Annotated in this window: 15 protein-coding genes; 11 read left to right on the top strand and 4 right to left on the bottom strand. The window is 73.4% G+C overall.

Annotated elements, in window-relative coordinates:
- Window positions 1–113 precede the first annotated feature (113 nt).
- The 7 genes from ACFXPX_RS00395 to ACFXPX_RS00365 all read left to right on the top strand — a co-directional run bounded on the left by ACFXPX_RS00395 (window position 114) and on the right by ACFXPX_RS00365 (window position 8,294).
- Window positions 114–1,025 carry a menaquinone biosynthetic enzyme MqnA/MqnD family protein gene (locus tag ACFXPX_RS00395; RefSeq protein ID WP_375888937.1) on the top strand — a complete coding sequence of 304 codons (912 nt, stop codon included), beginning with the start codon at window positions 114–116 and terminating at the stop codon, window positions 1,023–1,025.
- A 303-nt stretch (window positions 1,026–1,328) separates the two neighbouring features.
- Window positions 1,329–3,074: a serine/threonine-protein kinase gene (locus ACFXPX_RS00390; RefSeq protein WP_380638874.1), complete on the top strand. Its 1,746-nt coding sequence runs from the start codon at window positions 1,329–1,331 to the stop codon at window positions 3,072–3,074.
- A 152-nt stretch (window positions 3,075–3,226) separates the two neighbouring features.
- On the top strand, window positions 3,227–4,450 hold the full coding sequence (gene mqnC, locus ACFXPX_RS00385; RefSeq protein WP_380590738.1) for a cyclic dehypoxanthinyl futalosine synthase: 1,224 nt from the start codon (window positions 3,227–3,229) through the stop codon (window positions 4,448–4,450).
- A 52-nt stretch (window positions 4,451–4,502) separates the two neighbouring features.
- Complete coding sequence (locus ACFXPX_RS00380) at window positions 4,503–5,174, top strand: hypothetical protein (protein ID WP_380638872.1); 672 nt, start codon at window positions 4,503–4,505, stop codon at window positions 5,172–5,174.
- A 332-nt stretch (window positions 5,175–5,506) separates the two neighbouring features.
- Window positions 5,507–6,094, top strand: a complete 588-nt coding sequence (locus ACFXPX_RS00375) for a hypothetical protein (RefSeq protein WP_375888948.1) — start codon at window positions 5,507–5,509, stop codon at window positions 6,092–6,094.
- Window positions 6,095–6,164: 70 nt separating this feature from the next.
- A complete protein-coding gene (locus ACFXPX_RS00370) occupies window positions 6,165–6,860 on the top strand; it encodes a demethylmenaquinone methyltransferase (RefSeq protein WP_380521831.1) in 696 nt (231 codons plus the stop codon).
- 144 nt (window positions 6,861–7,004) lie between these two features.
- Window positions 7,005–8,294, top strand: a complete 1,290-nt coding sequence (locus tag ACFXPX_RS00365; RefSeq protein ID WP_375889202.1) for a geranylgeranyl reductase family protein — start codon at window positions 7,005–7,007, stop codon at window positions 8,292–8,294.
- Between the two features lie 44 nt (window positions 8,295–8,338).
- On the opposite strand, the gene ACFXPX_RS00360 is transcribed toward ACFXPX_RS00365, so the two are convergent.
- From ACFXPX_RS00360 to ACFXPX_RS00350, 3 genes are all read right to left on the bottom strand, one after another.
- Entirely contained in the window at window positions 8,339–8,782 is a 444-nt protein-coding gene (locus ACFXPX_RS00360) for a MazG-like family protein (protein WP_380638870.1), read from the bottom strand.
- Window positions 8,783–8,921: 139 nt separating this feature from the next.
- Window positions 8,922–9,632: a peptidylprolyl isomerase gene (locus tag ACFXPX_RS00355; RefSeq protein WP_380638868.1), complete on the bottom strand. Its 711-nt coding sequence runs from the start codon at window positions 9,630–9,632 to the stop codon at window positions 8,922–8,924.
- 84 nt (window positions 9,633–9,716) lie between these two features.
- Complete coding sequence (locus ACFXPX_RS00350) at window positions 9,717–10,361, bottom strand: TetR/AcrR family transcriptional regulator (protein ID WP_380638866.1); 645 nt, start codon at window positions 10,359–10,361, stop codon at window positions 9,717–9,719.
- 94 nt (window positions 10,362–10,455) lie between these two features.
- On the opposite strand from ACFXPX_RS00350, the gene ACFXPX_RS00345 reads away from it, so the two are divergent.
- Together ACFXPX_RS00345 and ACFXPX_RS00340 are read left to right on the top strand one after the other, a co-directional pair.
- Entirely contained in the window at window positions 10,456–11,121 is a 666-nt protein-coding gene (locus ACFXPX_RS00345; RefSeq protein ID WP_380638864.1) for a CatB-related O-acetyltransferase, read from the top strand.
- A 176-nt stretch (window positions 11,122–11,297) separates the two neighbouring features.
- Complete coding sequence (locus ACFXPX_RS00340) at window positions 11,298–12,257, top strand: DMT family transporter (protein WP_380638862.1); 960 nt, start codon at window positions 11,298–11,300, stop codon at window positions 12,255–12,257.
- Window positions 12,258–12,270: 13 nt separating this feature from the next.
- Here ACFXPX_RS00340 and ACFXPX_RS00335 read toward each other — a convergent pair whose 3' ends face one another.
- Complete coding sequence (locus tag ACFXPX_RS00335; RefSeq protein WP_380638860.1) at window positions 12,271–12,855, bottom strand: hypothetical protein; 585 nt, start codon at window positions 12,853–12,855, stop codon at window positions 12,271–12,273.
- A 195-nt stretch (window positions 12,856–13,050) separates the two neighbouring features.
- Here ACFXPX_RS00335 and ACFXPX_RS00330 point away from each other — a divergent pair, with 195 nt between their 5' ends.
- Both ACFXPX_RS00330 and ACFXPX_RS00325 read left to right on the top strand, forming a co-directional pair.
- The gene (locus tag ACFXPX_RS00330; RefSeq protein WP_380638858.1) at window positions 13,051–14,178 is read left to right on the top strand and encodes a sensor histidine kinase; all 1,128 of its coding nucleotides are present in this window, start codon (window positions 13,051–13,053) and stop codon (window positions 14,176–14,178) included.
- Complete coding sequence (locus ACFXPX_RS00325) at window positions 14,175–14,870, top strand: response regulator (RefSeq protein ID WP_380638856.1); 696 nt, start codon at window positions 14,175–14,177, stop codon at window positions 14,868–14,870. The genes ACFXPX_RS00330 and ACFXPX_RS00325 overlap by 4 nt, the downstream gene beginning before the upstream one ends.
- Window positions 14,871–15,130: the final 260 nt, after the last annotated feature.

Raw genomic sequence — 15,130 nt, 5'->3', positions numbered from 1 at the left:
CCGCGCGCGTGTCGGGTGGCCGGTGCGAGCCGTCGCGAACAGCAGGCATACGCTGCGGTGAAACGCACGAACAGCGCCGTGGGGAAGCGCACGAACAGCAAGGGAGCGCCGCAGTGGCAGCACCGGACGGACAAACGCGGGAGCCCGAGCACCAGGAGACCACCCCGGTCAGGCCGAGGGTCGGCCACATTCAGTTCCTGAACTGCGTCCCCCTCTACTGGGGCCTCGCCAGGACCGGCAACCTGCTCGACCTCGACCTCACCAAGGACACCCCGGAGAAGCTGAGCGACCAGCTCGTCGGCGGCTCCCTCGACATCGGCCCGATCACCTGCGTGGAGTACCTGCGCAACGCCGAGGACCTGCTGGTCCTGCCCGACATCGCGGTCGGCAGCGACGGCCCGGTGATGTCCTGCCTGATCGTGAGCAAGGTGCCGCTCGCCGACCTCGACGGCCGCCGGGTCGCCCTCGGCTCCACCAGCCGCACCTCCGTCCGGCTCGCCCGCCTGCTCCTGGAGGAGCGGGAGGGCGTGCGCCCCGACTACTTCACCTGCCCCCCGGACCTCAGCGCGATGCTCGCCGAGGCCGACGCCGCCGTCCTGATCGGCGACCCGGCCCTGCGCGCCTACCTCGGCCAGGCCGCCGACCTCGGGCTGACCGTCCACGACCTCGGCGAGATGTGGAAGGAGTGGACCGGACTGCCGTTCGTCTTCGCGGTCTGGGCCGTGCGCCGCGAGTTCGCCGAACGCTGCCCCGAGCTCACCGCGGCCGTCCACCGGGCCTTTCTGGAGTCGCGGGACCTCTCGCTGGTCGAGGCCGCCAAGGTGGCCGAGCAGGCCGCCCGTTGGGAGACCATCGGGGCGGACGTGCTGGAGCGGTACTTCAGCGAGGCGCTCGACTTCTCGCTCGGCGGGCGGCAGCTCGCCGGGGTCGCCGAGTTCGCCCGGCGGGTCGCCCACGACAGCGGCTTCGCGCCGGACGTGACGGTGCGACTGCTGGAGCCGGCGGCGCTGCCGGTCGGGCCGTAGGGTCCGCCTCCGTCCCGCCGTCCGCGGGAGGGGCCGGCCGGACCATGGTGGTGGTGCGGCCGGCCCCTTCGCGTGGGGTGCGGCCGGCGCGTTCGCGGGGGTGTGGACGGCGCGTTCGCGGGGGTGCGGACGGTGTTCGCGCTGGTCCGGCGGGGCGCGGCGGTCGGGCCGTCGGTCCGGCCTGCGGGCGGGTCGGGCGGCGAGCCGGGCGGCGGGTCGGTCCGGCCCGGTACGGTCTGCTCCCGAGGTGCGTCCGGCGGGGTCCCGCGCGGGTGCGGGGTGGGCGAGGGGAGCGTGCGGGGCATGCGGGCACTGGGGTCGGACGATCCGCGCCAGGTGGGCGCCTACCGGCTGTTGCGGCGGCTCGGCTCGGGCGGGATGGGCCGGGTCTACCTCGGCCGGACGGCCGGCGGGCGCACCGTCGCCGTCAAGGTGGTCCGGGCCGAACTCGCGGACGACGCCGAGTTCCGCGCCCGGTTCCGGCAGGAGGTGGCCGCCGCCCGACGGGTCGGCGGTGCCTGGACCGCCCCCGTCCTGGACGCCGACACCGAGGGCGAGCAGCCCTGGGTCGCCACCGGCTACGTCGCGGGCCCCGTACTCGCCGACGCCGTCCGGGCACACGGCCCGCTGCCGGAGGCCGCCGTCCGCGCCCTCGGCGTCGGGCTCGCCGGGGCACTCGCCCATGTGCACGGGCTCGGCCTGGTGCACCGCGACGTCAAACCCTCCAACGTGCTGCTCACGCTGGACGGCCCGCGGCTGATCGACTTCGGGATCGCCCGGGCCCTGGACGCGACCAGTGGTTTCACCCGTTCGGGTTATGTGGTGGGCTCACCCGGCTTCATGTCGCCCGAACAGGCGAACGGGCAGCCGGCCGGACCGGCCGGGGACGTCTTCTCGCTCGGCGCCGTCCTGGCCTTCGCCGCCACCGGGGTCCACCCCTTCGGAGCGGACGTCAGCGCGGCCGTCCTGCTCTACCGGGTGCTGCACGAGGAACCGGACGTCACCGGACTGCCCGAGGCGCTGCGGGCGGTCGTCCTCGACTGCCTCGCCAAGGACCCGGCCGCCCGGCCCACCCCGCGGCAACTGGCCGCCCGCCTCGACCCGGACGGCGCGGCCGCCGCCCTGCTCGGGCGGGGCGACTGGCTGCCGCCGGCGCTGGCGGCCGGGGTGGGGCGCAGCGCGGTGGAGCTGCTGGACCTGGAGGGGGCGCAGGGGGAGGCGCCGCCGGACGCGTCGGACGCGTCGGACGCGTCGTACACGTCGACGTGGGCGTCGGCGTCGGCGTCGGCGCAGGAGTCGGCGTCGGAGTCGGCGTCGGGAGAAGGGGAGGGGGACGGGCCGCTGCCGCTGTGCAGCTACCCGGCCGGGACGGGGGAGGAGCAGGGGCTCGCCCGTCGGCGCCGCCGGGCAGGAACCGCGGTGGCGGCGGTGCTGGTGGTCGCGGTGCTCGGGGGCGCCGGGTACGGGTGGTACGCGATGACCGGGCCGTCCGAGCCGGTGGTGTCGGTGCCGACCCTGGGGCCGCTGCCCGTGCCGTCCGTGGACCCGGGCCAGGCCGTCGCGTCGCCGGGGGCCTTCGTGCCGGGTGGGACGGAGGGGGCGTCGCCCTCCGAGCCGGTGTCTCCTTCCACGGCGGCGTCCGGGGCGGCCCCGCCGTCCGGGACGGGTGGGCCGGGGGCGGTGCCCGCGGCGTTCCTGGGCACCTGGAGCGGCGACATGGTCACCGACAAGGGGCTGCCCGGCGGCACCACCACGCTCACCGTCCGCCAGGCGGCGATCGGCCAGGAGGCCACCACCAGCCACAATGGCGTCTCCGGGCTGATCTCGATCAGCTGCGAGGGCGCCTGGACGCTCACGTCGGTCTCCGGCACCGAGCTGGTGTTCCGGTCCCGGCTGGTGCGCTCCTCCCTCCCCGGTGCCTGCACCGGCGGCTCCAACACGGAGACCCTGAGCCTGCGGTCCGACGGGACGATCCGCTTCACCTCCGCCGACCCGGCCGCCGGGAACCCGGCCGGCACCTTGCGCAGGACCGGTTCGGCGGGTCGGTAGCGGGTCGGTGCGGTTCGGTGGCGGGTCGCTGCGGGCGGCCCGGTGGGACGGGTCGAGGCGCAGTGCAGCGGGCTGACGCGGGCGTCCGAAAGGCCTGGCGTAGGCTGGTTCGGCCGTACCCGAGTTGCACTTGAGAGAGAGAAGGCCGCCAGGTGACCGAGCTCGCAGCGACCACCCTCGATGCGTCCAGCACCGACCTGCAGGCCGTGCTCGACCGGGCCGCCGCCGGCGGCCGGATCACCCCGGAGGAGGCGCTGGAGCTCTACCGCTCGGCGCCGCTGCACGCGCTCGGCTCCGCCGCCGACGCGGTGCGCCGCCGCCGCTACGCGGGTACCGAGCACATCGCGACGTACATCATCGAGCGCAACATCAACTACACCAACGTCTGCGTGACGGCGTGCAAGTTCTGCGCCTTCTACGTGCCGCCGAAGAGCGACAAGGGCTGGTCCCGCGAGCTCGACGAGATCCTGCGCCGCTGCGCCGAGACGGTCGAGCTGGGCGGCACCCAGATCATGTTCCAGGGCGGCCACCACCCGGACTACGGCGTCGAGTACTACGAGCGCGCCTTCTCGGCGATCAAGGCCGACTTCCCCCAGCTGGTGATCCACTCGCTGGGCGCCTCCGAGGTCGAGCACATGTCCCGGATCTCGGGCGTCTCCATCGAGGAGGCCATCACCCGGATCCACAAGGCGGGCCTGGACTCCTTCGCCGGCGCCGGCGCCGAGCTGCTCCCCGAGCGGCCGCGCAAGGCGATCGCCCCGCTCAAGGAGTCCGGCGAGCGCTGGCTGGAGATCATGGAGGCCGCGCACGGCCTCGGCGTGGAGTCCACCTCCACCATGCTGATGGGCACCGGCGAGACCAACGCCGAGCGGATCGAGCACCTGCGGATGATCCGCGACGTGCAGGACCGCACCGGCGGCTTCCGCGCCTTCATCCCGTACACCTACCAGCCGCAGAACAACCACCTCAAGGGCTCGACCCAGGCCACCGTCTTCGAGTACCTGCGGATGATCGCGATCGCCCGCCTGTTCCTCGACAACATCGCCCACATCCAGGGCTCCTGGCTCACCACCGGCAAGGAGGCGGGACAGCTGTCGCTGCACTACGGCGCCGACGACCTGGGCTCCGTGATGCTGGAGGAGAACGTCGTCTCGGCGGCCGGTGCCAAGCACCGCTCCAACCTCACCGAGCTGATCCACCTCATCCGCGCCGCCGACCGCGTCCCGGCGCAGCGCGCCACCACCTACGAGCACCTGCGGGTGCTGGACGACCCGGCCAACGACCCGGTCGACCCCCGGGTCGCCTCGCACATCGCCTCCACGGCGATCGAGGGCGGCACGGCGCACCCCGAGCTCAAGATCCTGGACAACGGCTGAGGCCCCGGACGACCGAGGACCACGGACACCCGAGACCGCTCCGGTCGACGCCGTGCTGACCCTGCACCGGGCCGGGTTCCTGCTGCCCGACCCCGCCGCACCCACCGCCCCGTCCTTCGCCGACGGGGCGGTGGTGGTGCGCGGTGAACTGGTCGAGGCCGTCGGCCCGTACGCGGAGCTGGCGGCGGCCCATCCGTCGGCCCGGGTCCGGGACTGGGGCCGGGCCCTGCTCGCGCCCGGCCTGCGCAACCCCTGCGGGCAGCGGCTGCTGGAACGGGACTACCACCCGGACCCGCGGGAGGAGATCAGCGTCGAGCCGGTCGTGGACGGGCTGGTCGGCTGCACCGACGAGGCCCGGTACGGAGCCAGTGCGCGGCGCGGCCTGCAGCGGATGCTCGGGTTCGGCGTGACGGCGGTGGCCGGGCCGTTCGCGCGGCCCGCGGTGCGGACGGCGGTGGCGCGGTCGGGGCTGGTGGCGTTGCCGGGGCCGGGGCCGGGGGCGTCGGGGGCTGGGGAGCTGGGTGAAGGGGCGGGCCTGCTGGACCCGTTGGCGGTGCTGCCGCTCGCCCGGGCCGTGCACGGGCGGGTCGCGGCCGGTGGGCGGGCGGACTTCGTGGTGTTCCCGGTGGCGGCGGAGGAGGCGCAGGAGGGCGGGGTCCGGCCGGCGGCCGGTGGGTGCCTGGCGACCGTGCTGGCCGGGCGGTTGGTGTACCGGCGGAGGTGACCGCCCGCGGGGGCGGCTTGCCGGGTCGCTCACCGGGTCGCTTGCGGGGCGGCTCGAAGGGGTGACGGTCGGCGGGCGGAGGCGGTCGTGAGCCCTCCGGTGTGACGTACCCATCAGTAGGCGGATTGCCTTGCCGCGCAGGGGACTTCCTTCGTGTGCACCCGAACTGCCGTGCCCTCCCAGGGGGGTGATTGTCCCTTCACCGTGACCTGAGGGCCCGCCAGCGGATACGATCCCGGACAGCTCACTCCGTACCCTCACCACACCACCACCCGTGCCCGCGGGCGGCGGGGCCGTGTCCCAGGCCCCGGAGGCAAGCCAGGACAGGAACCATGCGAACCGCGACCGTCCCCCCGCCGCGAACCCCGCGGATGGGCCGTGGTTGGTACCTCGCCGCCGTGCTCAGCGCCGTGCTGGCCGTCGGGATGTGCCTGCTCGGTTGGCGCCAGGCCGACCAGGCCGACCGTATCGCGGCCCACCCGGTCAGGGTCGAGGGCGTCGTCACCCAGCTGCCGACCGGCGGCGGCACCTACAGCGCCGTCAGCTACAAGGTCAGCGGTCAGCCGCACACCGCCGCCGCGCTGCCGCTCGCCGACGGCATCAGGCTCGGCGACGCCGTCTGCCTGGAACACGCGGCCGACGACCCGGGCGCCGTCCGGATCTGCGGCGACACCTACCCGCAGCCCGTCGGCGTCGGCCTGGCCCGGTTCAGCGTGCCCGTCGCCGTCGTGCTGTTCGTGATCTGCATGCTGCGCATCCGGCGCCACCGGCGGGCCGTCGCCGTCCGCGGCGGGCAGGGCCGGCTCAGCGCCAACCTGGCCATGGCGACCGGCGCCCTGGCCGAGGGGATGCCCGCGATCACCCAGGGCAAGCGCTCGCGCCGCCGCCGCCGTGCGGGCGGGCGGCGCGGATCGCACTGAGCCCCCGTCGGCGGATCGCACCGAGCCCCCGTTGGTCGGGGCAGCCGTCGCAGGGTGAACAATGGGGGGCGTGACCCGAGCCTCCCTGGACAAGCAGCCGCACGAAGTCGCCGCCATGTTCGACGACGTCGCGGCCAAGTACGACCTCACCAACGACGTGCTCTCCCTCGGCCAGGCCCGCGCCTGGCGCCGGGCGGTGGCCGAGGCGGTGGCCGCGGGACCGGGGGACCTCGTGCTCGACCTCGGAGCCGGCACCGGCACCTCCTCGCTGCCCTTCGCCGAGGCCGGGGCCGACGTCGTCCCGTGCGACTTCTCGGTCGGCATGCTCACCGAGGGCAAGCGCCGCCACCCCGAGCTGCCGCTCACCGCCGGCGACGCCACCCGGCTCCCGTTCGCGGACGACACCTTCGACTCGGTGACGATCTCCTTCGCGCTGCGCAACGTCCAGGAGACCGAGGCGGCGCTGCGCGAGATGCACCGGGTCACCAAGCCCGGCGGCAAGCTGGTGATCTGCGAGTTCTCCACGCCGACCTGGACGCCGTTCCGGACCGTCTACACCGAGTACCTGATGCGCGCGCTGCCGCCCGTCGCCACCGCCGTCAGCAGCAACCCGGACGCGTACGTGTACCTCGCCGAGTCCATCCGGGTCTGGCCGGACCAGCCCACGCTGGCCTCCCGGATGCAGGAGAGCGGCTGGTCCAAGGTCGCCTGGCGGAACCTGACCGGCGGGATCGTCGCGCTGCACCGCGGGTACAAGCAGGCGTAGCCGCAGGGGGGGCGGTACGCGGCGGAGCACGGGGACCGCAGGAGTCTCCGGCAGCGTGAGCGGAACTAGACTGCCGGAGACAAAAGCCGCCATCCCCCGCCGCAGCTCCAGGAGTGTGTCCACGTGTCCGAGACCGCATCCGATCTGACGAAGCCGGACAGCACGGTCGAGAGCACCGCCGACGTCATCGTGGTCGGCGCGGGCCCGGCCGGTGCCACCACGGCGTACTACCTCGCCCAGGCCGGACTGGACGTCCTGCTGCTGGAGAAGACCGCCTTCCCGCGCGAGAAGGTCTGCGGCGACGGCCTCACCCCGCGCGCCACCAAGCAGCTGGTGGACATGGGCATCGACGTCTCCACCGAGAACGGCTGGCTGCACAACAAGGGCCTGCGCATCATCGGCGGCGGCGTCCGACTGGAGCTGGACTGGCCCGAGCTGGCCTCCTTCCCCGACTACGGCCTGGTCCGCAAGCGCGCCGACTTCGACGAACTGCTCGCCCGTCAGGCCGAGAAGGCCGGCGCCCGGCTCTACGAGCGCTGCAACGTCAGCGGCCCGGTCCTGGACGAGCGCACCGGCCGGATCGTCGGCGTCACCGCCAAGCTCGGCGAGGAGAAGCGACCGGTCACCTTCCGCGCCCCGCTGGTCGTCGCCGCGGACGGCAACTCCACCCGGCTCTCCCTCGCCATGGGCCTGCACCGCCGCGAGGACCGCCCGATGGGCGTCGCCTACCGCACCTACTTCAACTCGCCGCGCCATGACGACGACTACCTGGAGTCCTGGCTGGAGCTGTGGGACACCCGCGGCGACCAGCGCAAGCTGCTCCCCGGCTACGGCTGGGTCTTCGGCATGGGCGACGGCACCTCCAACGTCGGCCTCGGCATCCTCAACTCCTCGCCCGCCTTCGGTGAACTCGACTGGCGCGAGGTGCTCAAGGCCTGGTGCGCGAGCATGCCCGCCGAGTGGGGCTACACCCCCGAGAACATGACCGAGCCGATCCGCGGCGCCGCCCTGCCGATGGCCTTCAACCGGCAGCCGCACTACACCCGCGGCCTGCTGCTGGTCGGCGACGCGGGCGGCATGGTCAACCCGTTCAACGGCGAGGGCATCGCCTACGCGATGGAATCCGGCCAGATCGCCGCCGGCGTCATCGTGCAGGCCCACGCCCGCGTCACCGAGGGCGGCCGCGAGCGCGCCCTGCAGGCCTACCCGCGCATCCTCAAGGACGTGTACGGCGGCTACTACACGCTCGGCCGCGCCTTCGTGAAGCTCATCGGCAACCCCAAGGTGATGCAGCTCGCCGCCCAGCACGGCCTGCCGCGCCCGCTCCTGATGCGCTTCACCCTCAAGCTGCTCGCCAACCTCACCGACCCGCAGGGCGGCGACGCGATGGACCGCGTGATCAACGGGCTGGCGAGGGTCGCGCCCAACGCCTGAGGTGGCGGGGTGCTCGGGGTGCCGGGTGCTCGGGGCGGCGCTGTTCAGGGCGACTTCGGTGCCGTCCCCTGCGTCTCCGTCTCCGTCTCCGTCTCCTGCGCCTCCGTCCCCTGTTCCGTCGTCCCCCGCGTTGAAGGATCTTGCTCCGCCGTCTCCTGCTCCGCCGTGTCGCGGGAGGCGGCGGAGCGCTGTTCGACGTAGGCGAGGCGCTCGTCGAACACCCGGGCCGCGTCGGGGGTGAGCGTCCGCAGGGCGACCAGGGCGCTGAACACGACGTCGCAGAGCTCGTGCTGGACGTCCTCCCAGGTGTGGGTGACGCCCTTGCGCGGGTTCTGCCCGGTCGCGCCGATCACCGCGGCGCCGACCTCGCCGATCTCCTCGGAGAGCTTGAGCAGCCGCAGCAGGCGCTCCTCCTGCGGCGACTGGGTGCTCTGATCGTCCAGCCACGCGACCAGGTGGTCGACGCTCTCCCAGATCCGGCTGTCCATGCGGTGCTGCTCCCTGCGGTGTCGGTGGTGCTGCCACCGTACGGGAGCGGCGAGGGGGCGGGCCGGACCGCTGCGCGCCGGACCGGTGCCGCCCGGTCCACCCCCTTGTGTTCGCCTGCTCGCCTGCCCGGCCGGTGGATCAGCGCTTGCCGATCTTCACGTGGCGGATGTTCACGGGGACGTTCGGGAATCCGTCGCCCGGGCCGTTCTGGTCGTCCTCGCCTGCGGCGGCGATCTTCTGCAGGACATCCAAGCCGGCCGTCACCCGGCCGAACGGGGTGTAGGCGGGGGAGAGCTTGGTGTCCTTCCAGACGATGAAGAACTGGCTGCCGTTGGTGTTCGGACCGGCGTTGGCCATGGCCACGGTGCCGGCCGGGTAGGTGGCGCCGGTCAGGTTCTCGTCCGGGAAGGAGTAGCCCGGACCGCCGCTGCCCGTCCCGGTCGGGTCGCCGCACTGCAACACGTAGATCCGCTGGGTGGTGAGCCGGTGGCAGTGGCTGCGGTCGAAGTAGTCGTGCTCGGCGAGGAAGCGGAACGAGAAGGTGGTGCAGGGCGCCTTGTCGGTCAGTGCCTCGAAGGTGATCGGGCCCTGGTTGGTGCGCACGGTCGCCTGGTAGGGGCGGGCCGCCTTCGCGGCGTCGAAGACCGGGATGCCCTTGAAGTTGTCGGCCGGGACGGCCGGTGTGTAGGTGCAGGCCGCGCTCGGGGTGGGGGTGGCGCCGGAGGGGGCCGCGACGGCCGTGCCGGTGCTCGCCGCGAGCGGGAGGACGGTGGCGGCGGCGACCAGCGCCCAGTGCTTGCGCTTCACGTGACGGGCCTTCCGGGGGGTGGTGGACGGCATGCTTGTCATGGAGGAATCATCCACGGCCGGGTGGGTCTTCGGTAGGGGGCTGGGGCGGCCGGTACTCCTTCGGCTGTCGATGGTGACGTGGTGTCAGTTCTCCTTCGGGGTGGGCGTGAACAGACCGGCGAGGGCGGCGAGGGCGGCGGCGTCGGCGGCCCGTTCGGCGGTGCCGGCGTCCAGCGGTTCGCCGGTGACGAACAGCCGGTAGTAGAGCGGGGCGGTGGCGGCCCTGATCACCTCGGCGCCGTCCGTCCCGACGGGCAGGTCTCCCCGCGCAACGGCTCGTTCGGCGACCTCGGCGGCCTGGCGGTGGCGGGTCGCGAAGAACCCGCGCAGGGCGGCCGCGCCGACGTCGGAGCGTTGGGCGGCGGAGATCAGCGCGGTGGGCGTGGAACCCCGCTCCGGGTCGGTGAAGACGCTGAACACCTCCTGGGTGATGCGGCGGAGGTCCTCCTGGAGGTCTCCGGTGTCGGGCAGTGGCCAGGGCTGGTCGGCGGAGGCGGTCAGGGCGTCGGCGATCAGGCCGTCCACTCCGCCCCACCGCCGGTAGAGAGTCGCCTTGTGGATGCCGGAGCGTGCCGCGACGGCCTCGGCGGTGAGTCCGTCGTACCCCTTCTCGGTGACCTCGGCGAGCGTGGCGGCGACCACCTCCGCGCGGACCCGGGCGCTGCGCCCGCCCGGGCGCGGGGTGGGCGTGCGGGGCGGCTGCCCGTCGGGAGTGGTGGCCTCACTCAAAGTCGACTCCTGTCGCATTAAGGCTTGCTGCGGGGTGGTGGTCGTGCCATGCTCATCGTAATGCGACTCAAGTCGCATTACGAGAGGAGCCTGTGTGACCACCCGAGCCGTCCCCGACCCGACCGCCCTCCACCCGCTCGCCGGCCACGACCGAGTGGTCCTGCTGCGCCCGCTCGTCACCGACCCGAGGATCCAGGTCGGCGAGTACACGTACTTCGACGACCCCGACGGAGCCACCCGCTTCGAGGAGCGCAACGTCCTCTACGCCTACGGCCCCGAACGGCTGGTGATCGGCAAGTACTGCGCGATCGCCACCGGCACCCGCTTCCTGATGGCCGGGGCCGCCCACCCGGCCATCGGCGTCTCCACCTTCCCCTTCACGATGTTCGGCGGCAGCTGGACCGAGCAGACCCTCGACATCGTCACGGGCCTGCCCAGCCGCGGTGACACCGTGGTCGGCAGCGACGTCTGGTTCGGCTTCGGCGCCACCGTCCTGCCGGGCGTCCGGATCGGCGACGGAGCGATCATCGCGGCCGGTGCGGTGGTCACCGCCGACGTCGAGCCCTACACGATCGTCGGCGGCAACCCCGCCCGCCCGATCCGACGCCGCTTCGACGACGCCGACATCGAACGCCTCCTCCGCGCCGCCTGGTGGGACTGGCCGACCGAGCTCGTCACCGAGCACGTCCGCGCCATCATGTCCGGTACTCCAGCCGACATCGAGGACATCGCCGAGACGAACGGTCTGCTCGCCGCCTGACCCGCCGGCGCCCGGCAGGGGCATTGATCACCGGCGGCCCGGTGCGCGAAGATGGCGCCCCCGTGCTCCACCCCTCGCCCCGTCCCCCGCTGAGCCACACGCCCAGCTCCCGGGTCCGTCCGACGCCGTACGGTCCTCGCACCCGCCGGTTCCGTTCGTACGGAGGGATCCTCCTCATGCGCGCCTCCCTGTCCTCGTTCTCGTCCTCATCGATCCTTCGCGATCTACCGGTCCTGCTCGTGGCAGTGGTGTGGGGATCGAGCTTCCTCGCCGTCCAGCGGGTGGCCGACCCGGAGACGGTCGTGGCGATGCTCGTCCTACGCTTCGGGCTGGTGCTGCCGCTGCTCGGGCTGGTCGCCTGGCGCTCCCTGCGGAAGCTGAGCCGCGCCGAATGGCTCGGCGGCGCCACGCTGGGCCTGGTCCTCAGTGGGATCTTCCTGCTGGAGACCTACGGCGCCGTGCACACCTCCGCGACCAATGCCGGGCTGATCATCAGCCTCGCGATGGTGCTCACCCCGCTCGGCGAGAGCGCCCTCGCCCGGACCGCACCGCCGCGGGCCTTCCTCGCGGCCGCCGGGCTGGCCGTCCTCGGCGTAGCCCTGCTCACCGGCGACGGCGGGCTGCGCCCTCCGACCCTCGGCGACCTGCTGGTGCTGGGCGCCGCCCTCGTCCGCTCGGCGTACGTCCTGGCGACGGCCCGTGCCCGAGCCGTCCGCCACACCGACATGCTGGCCGTCACCTGGGTCCAACTCGCCTCGGCCACCACGGTGTTCGCCGTGGTCGCGCTGTCCGCCGGGCCCGCTCCCTGGACCATCGCCCGCTCGTACGGGGCCGGCCAGTGGGCCTGGCTGCTGCATCTGTCCCTGTTCTGCACCCTGTTCGCCTTCTTCGTCCAGATGTGGGCCGTCCGGGCCACCTCGCCGTCCCGGGTGAGCCTGCTGCTCGGCACCGAACCGCTGTGGGCCGCCGTCTTCGGCCTCACCGTGGCCGGGAATCGGATGGGCCCGCTCGCCCTGCTCGGCGCAGCCCTGGTGCTGATCGCGACCGAGTGGGGGCGGCGGACCGCCCCTGCGCCGCTCCCGGCCGCGAGCGCACCCGAGGCGGAGCAGCCGAGCCCGGAGCCGGCCCCGGTCTGACCCGCAGCCCTCGTCACCGGCGCCGCCACAGAGTCCGGCGGGCGTAGTCGACCGTGACCGCGCCCAGTAGCGGACCCCAGGCGACCAGAGGCAGGTAGGCGAGAGTCATCACCAGGGCGCTGAGGCCGTGCGGCGAATCCGCCTCGGCCAGGTTCCCGGCCCAGCCGCCGAACAGGGCGAACAGCCCCAGCCCGGTCAGGACGAGTGCGCCCGACAACGCCGGAACAACGGCGAACAGGGGGCGCACCCGTCGGCCGCCTATCAGCGGGATCCAGCGCGGAGCCACCTGCCCCCAGGGCCGGACCAGGCCCACGGTCAGGAATGCCAGCCCCTCCGCCAGCGCACTCAGCGCCACGCAGTAGACCGTGCCCCAGCCCGGCTGGTGCGCCGCGTACGCCGCAGCCGTCGCCCCGCTGAAACCGAGCGGGACGCCGAAGCCGAAGACGATCCGCCACAGTCCCGAGGGAACCGTGCTGAGCGCGGCGGCCGCGGCGGCGATCCGGGCCCAGCGCGGGGCGGGCGGGACGTCCGGCACGACCGCGTCGACCGGGCCGATCCGGTGGTCGGACAGACGGGCATTGATCATGAGCTTCGACATGGCGGTGCACTCCCTTCGGCTCCGGCCCCGTGGCCGGTGCGATGACTCAAGACTGGCGCTCGGGAAGGGCCGGCGGCAGATGCCGATCGGGCTGTTCCTCCTGCTCAACTGCCCTTTGAAATGTGCCGATCGGCACAGGTGTGCCGCCCCTCCCGCGCCGTAATGTGACGGCAGTCGAAGAGTCGAGGAGAGGTGATGATGATGACTCAGATCCTGTCCGGGGTCGTCCTGGTCCTGGCACTGCCTGCCTGGTCGGCGCGGGGCCGCCGTGGCACGGCAGTCGTGACCTTGGCGCTCGGGGCGTCCTCGGGGGTTGTCACGGCCGCCGTCTGGATCCTCGGCCGTTGGATGGAGGGCGACCGTTGGGCCGGGCTGCTCGGACTGGTCGAACTGGCCGTCCTGCTGCTGTCGGTGGTCATCACCCTGCGCACCGAGGACGGCCTGCGGTGCGCACTGGCGGCCTGGACGGCATGCGCAGCGGTCGCCCTCTGGCTGACCAGGTTCGCGTTCGTCGAAGGGCCCGGGGACGTCCTCACGATCTTCGGCTTCGGCTCGGCGCTCTCCCTGCCGGCCGTCCTGATCGGGCTCTACCTGAGGGGCCTGGACGAGGGACGCGCCAAGGCGGTGGTCGAGGCCAGGCGAGCCCAGCGGCTTGAACTGGCCCACGATCTCCACGACTTCGTGGCGCACGACGTCAGCGGCATGGTGGCCCAGGCCCAGGCCGGTGCTTACCTGGCTTCGGTCGACCCGGCCCGTGCGGTCGCCATGTTCGAACGGATAGAGCAGGCCGGGCAGCGGGCCCTGGCATCACTGGACCGGACGGTCCAGCTGCTGCGCACGGAGGAGGGGACCGGGCGTGGCCCACAGCCGGGGCTGTCGGAACTCGCGGAGGTGGCCGAGCGGTTCACCGCCGCGGGCGGCCCCGAGGTCCGGCTGGAACTGCCGGAGCAGCCGGTTCCGAGGGAGCTGGGAGGGACGGTCCACCGGATCGTCGTCGAGGCGCTGACGAATGTCCGACGGCACGCCCAGGGTGCCGGACGGGTCGACGTCCGGGCGCGCCGTGTCGGCGAGTGGCTGGAGCTGACCGTGACGAACGACGGTCGGCCGGTGGGGGCGGCCAGTCGGCCCCGGCGTGGGGGCGGCAGCGGACTGCCTGGTCTGGCCGCGCGGGTGGAGGCGCTCGGCGGCACCTTCGAGGCGGGAGTGCATGAGCGGGAGGCCTGGCGTGTGACGGCGAGGCTGCCGCTGGCGGGGCGGGAGGAACCGGAGCGGCCGGAGACCCCGATGAGGACGAGTGCGGGTGCAGGGGAGAAGAGCGGATGAGCAGCAGCGCAAAGCCGATCCGGATCCTGGTCGCCGATGACCAGGCGGACATTCGCAGCGCGTTCAGGATGATCCTGGACGTCCAGCCGGACATGACGGTGGTGGCGGAGGCGGCGGACGGTGCCGCGGCGGTACAGGAAGCGAACAGGCTGCGGCCGGACGTGGTGCTCGCGGACATCCGGATGCCGAAGCTCGACGGCCTGGAGGTCACGCGGCAACTCGCCGGTCAGTGCAAGGTGATCGTGGTGACGACCTTCGACCTGGACGAGTACGTGCACACGGCCTTGCGGCACGGTGCGGCGGGCTTCCTGCTCAAGCGCTCGGGGCCGGTCCTGTTGATCGAGGCGGTCAGGGCAGCGATGGCCGGGGACGCGTTGATCAGTCCGCAGGTGACCGTTCGGCTGTTGCAGCACATGGCACTGCCGGGCGCCACACCGAAGCCTGGGGCCGCGGGCGGGGGAGGCGTGCCGGGCCCGTCGATAGCCGGCCCGGTGGAAGAACTGACCGAGAGGGAAAAGGAGATCGCTGAGCTGGTGGCCGATGGAGCGACCAACGCCGAGATCGGCGCCGGGCTCTTCATCTCACCGGGAACGGTGAAGAACCACCTCGCCAACATCCAGCGCAAGCTCGGTGCCCGTAACCGGGTGGGCATCGCGGCCTGGGTGTGGGAACAGGCAGTCGGCAACCGGTAGCCGGCCCCTGGCCCCAAGGGCGAGAGCGGAACGACGGACGAGGCCTGCGCCAGAGCGGGGCCCGAGAGCGAGAGGGAGGCAGGGCGGAGGAGGAGGCGGGCCGAGGGATTCGAGGGCCGCAGCAGGAAGTCGGGCCTGCCTACACGGGAGGCGGAGCCGCGAGGGCGGCGGGTGAAGCGGAGGCGGAGGAGGAGGGCAGGCCCCCAGGGGCCCACAGGCTGCCGGGGCTGCGAGCGCGCAGCAGCCCCGCGCTGGGACCG

Source organism: Kitasatospora sp. NPDC059146, from assembly GCF_042786665.1.
Taxonomy (GTDB): Bacteria; Actinomycetota; Actinomycetes; order Streptomycetales; family Streptomycetaceae; genus Kitasatospora.
Note: the sequence above shows the minus strand (reverse complement) of the source record. Positions and strands in the feature narration are given on the sequence as shown.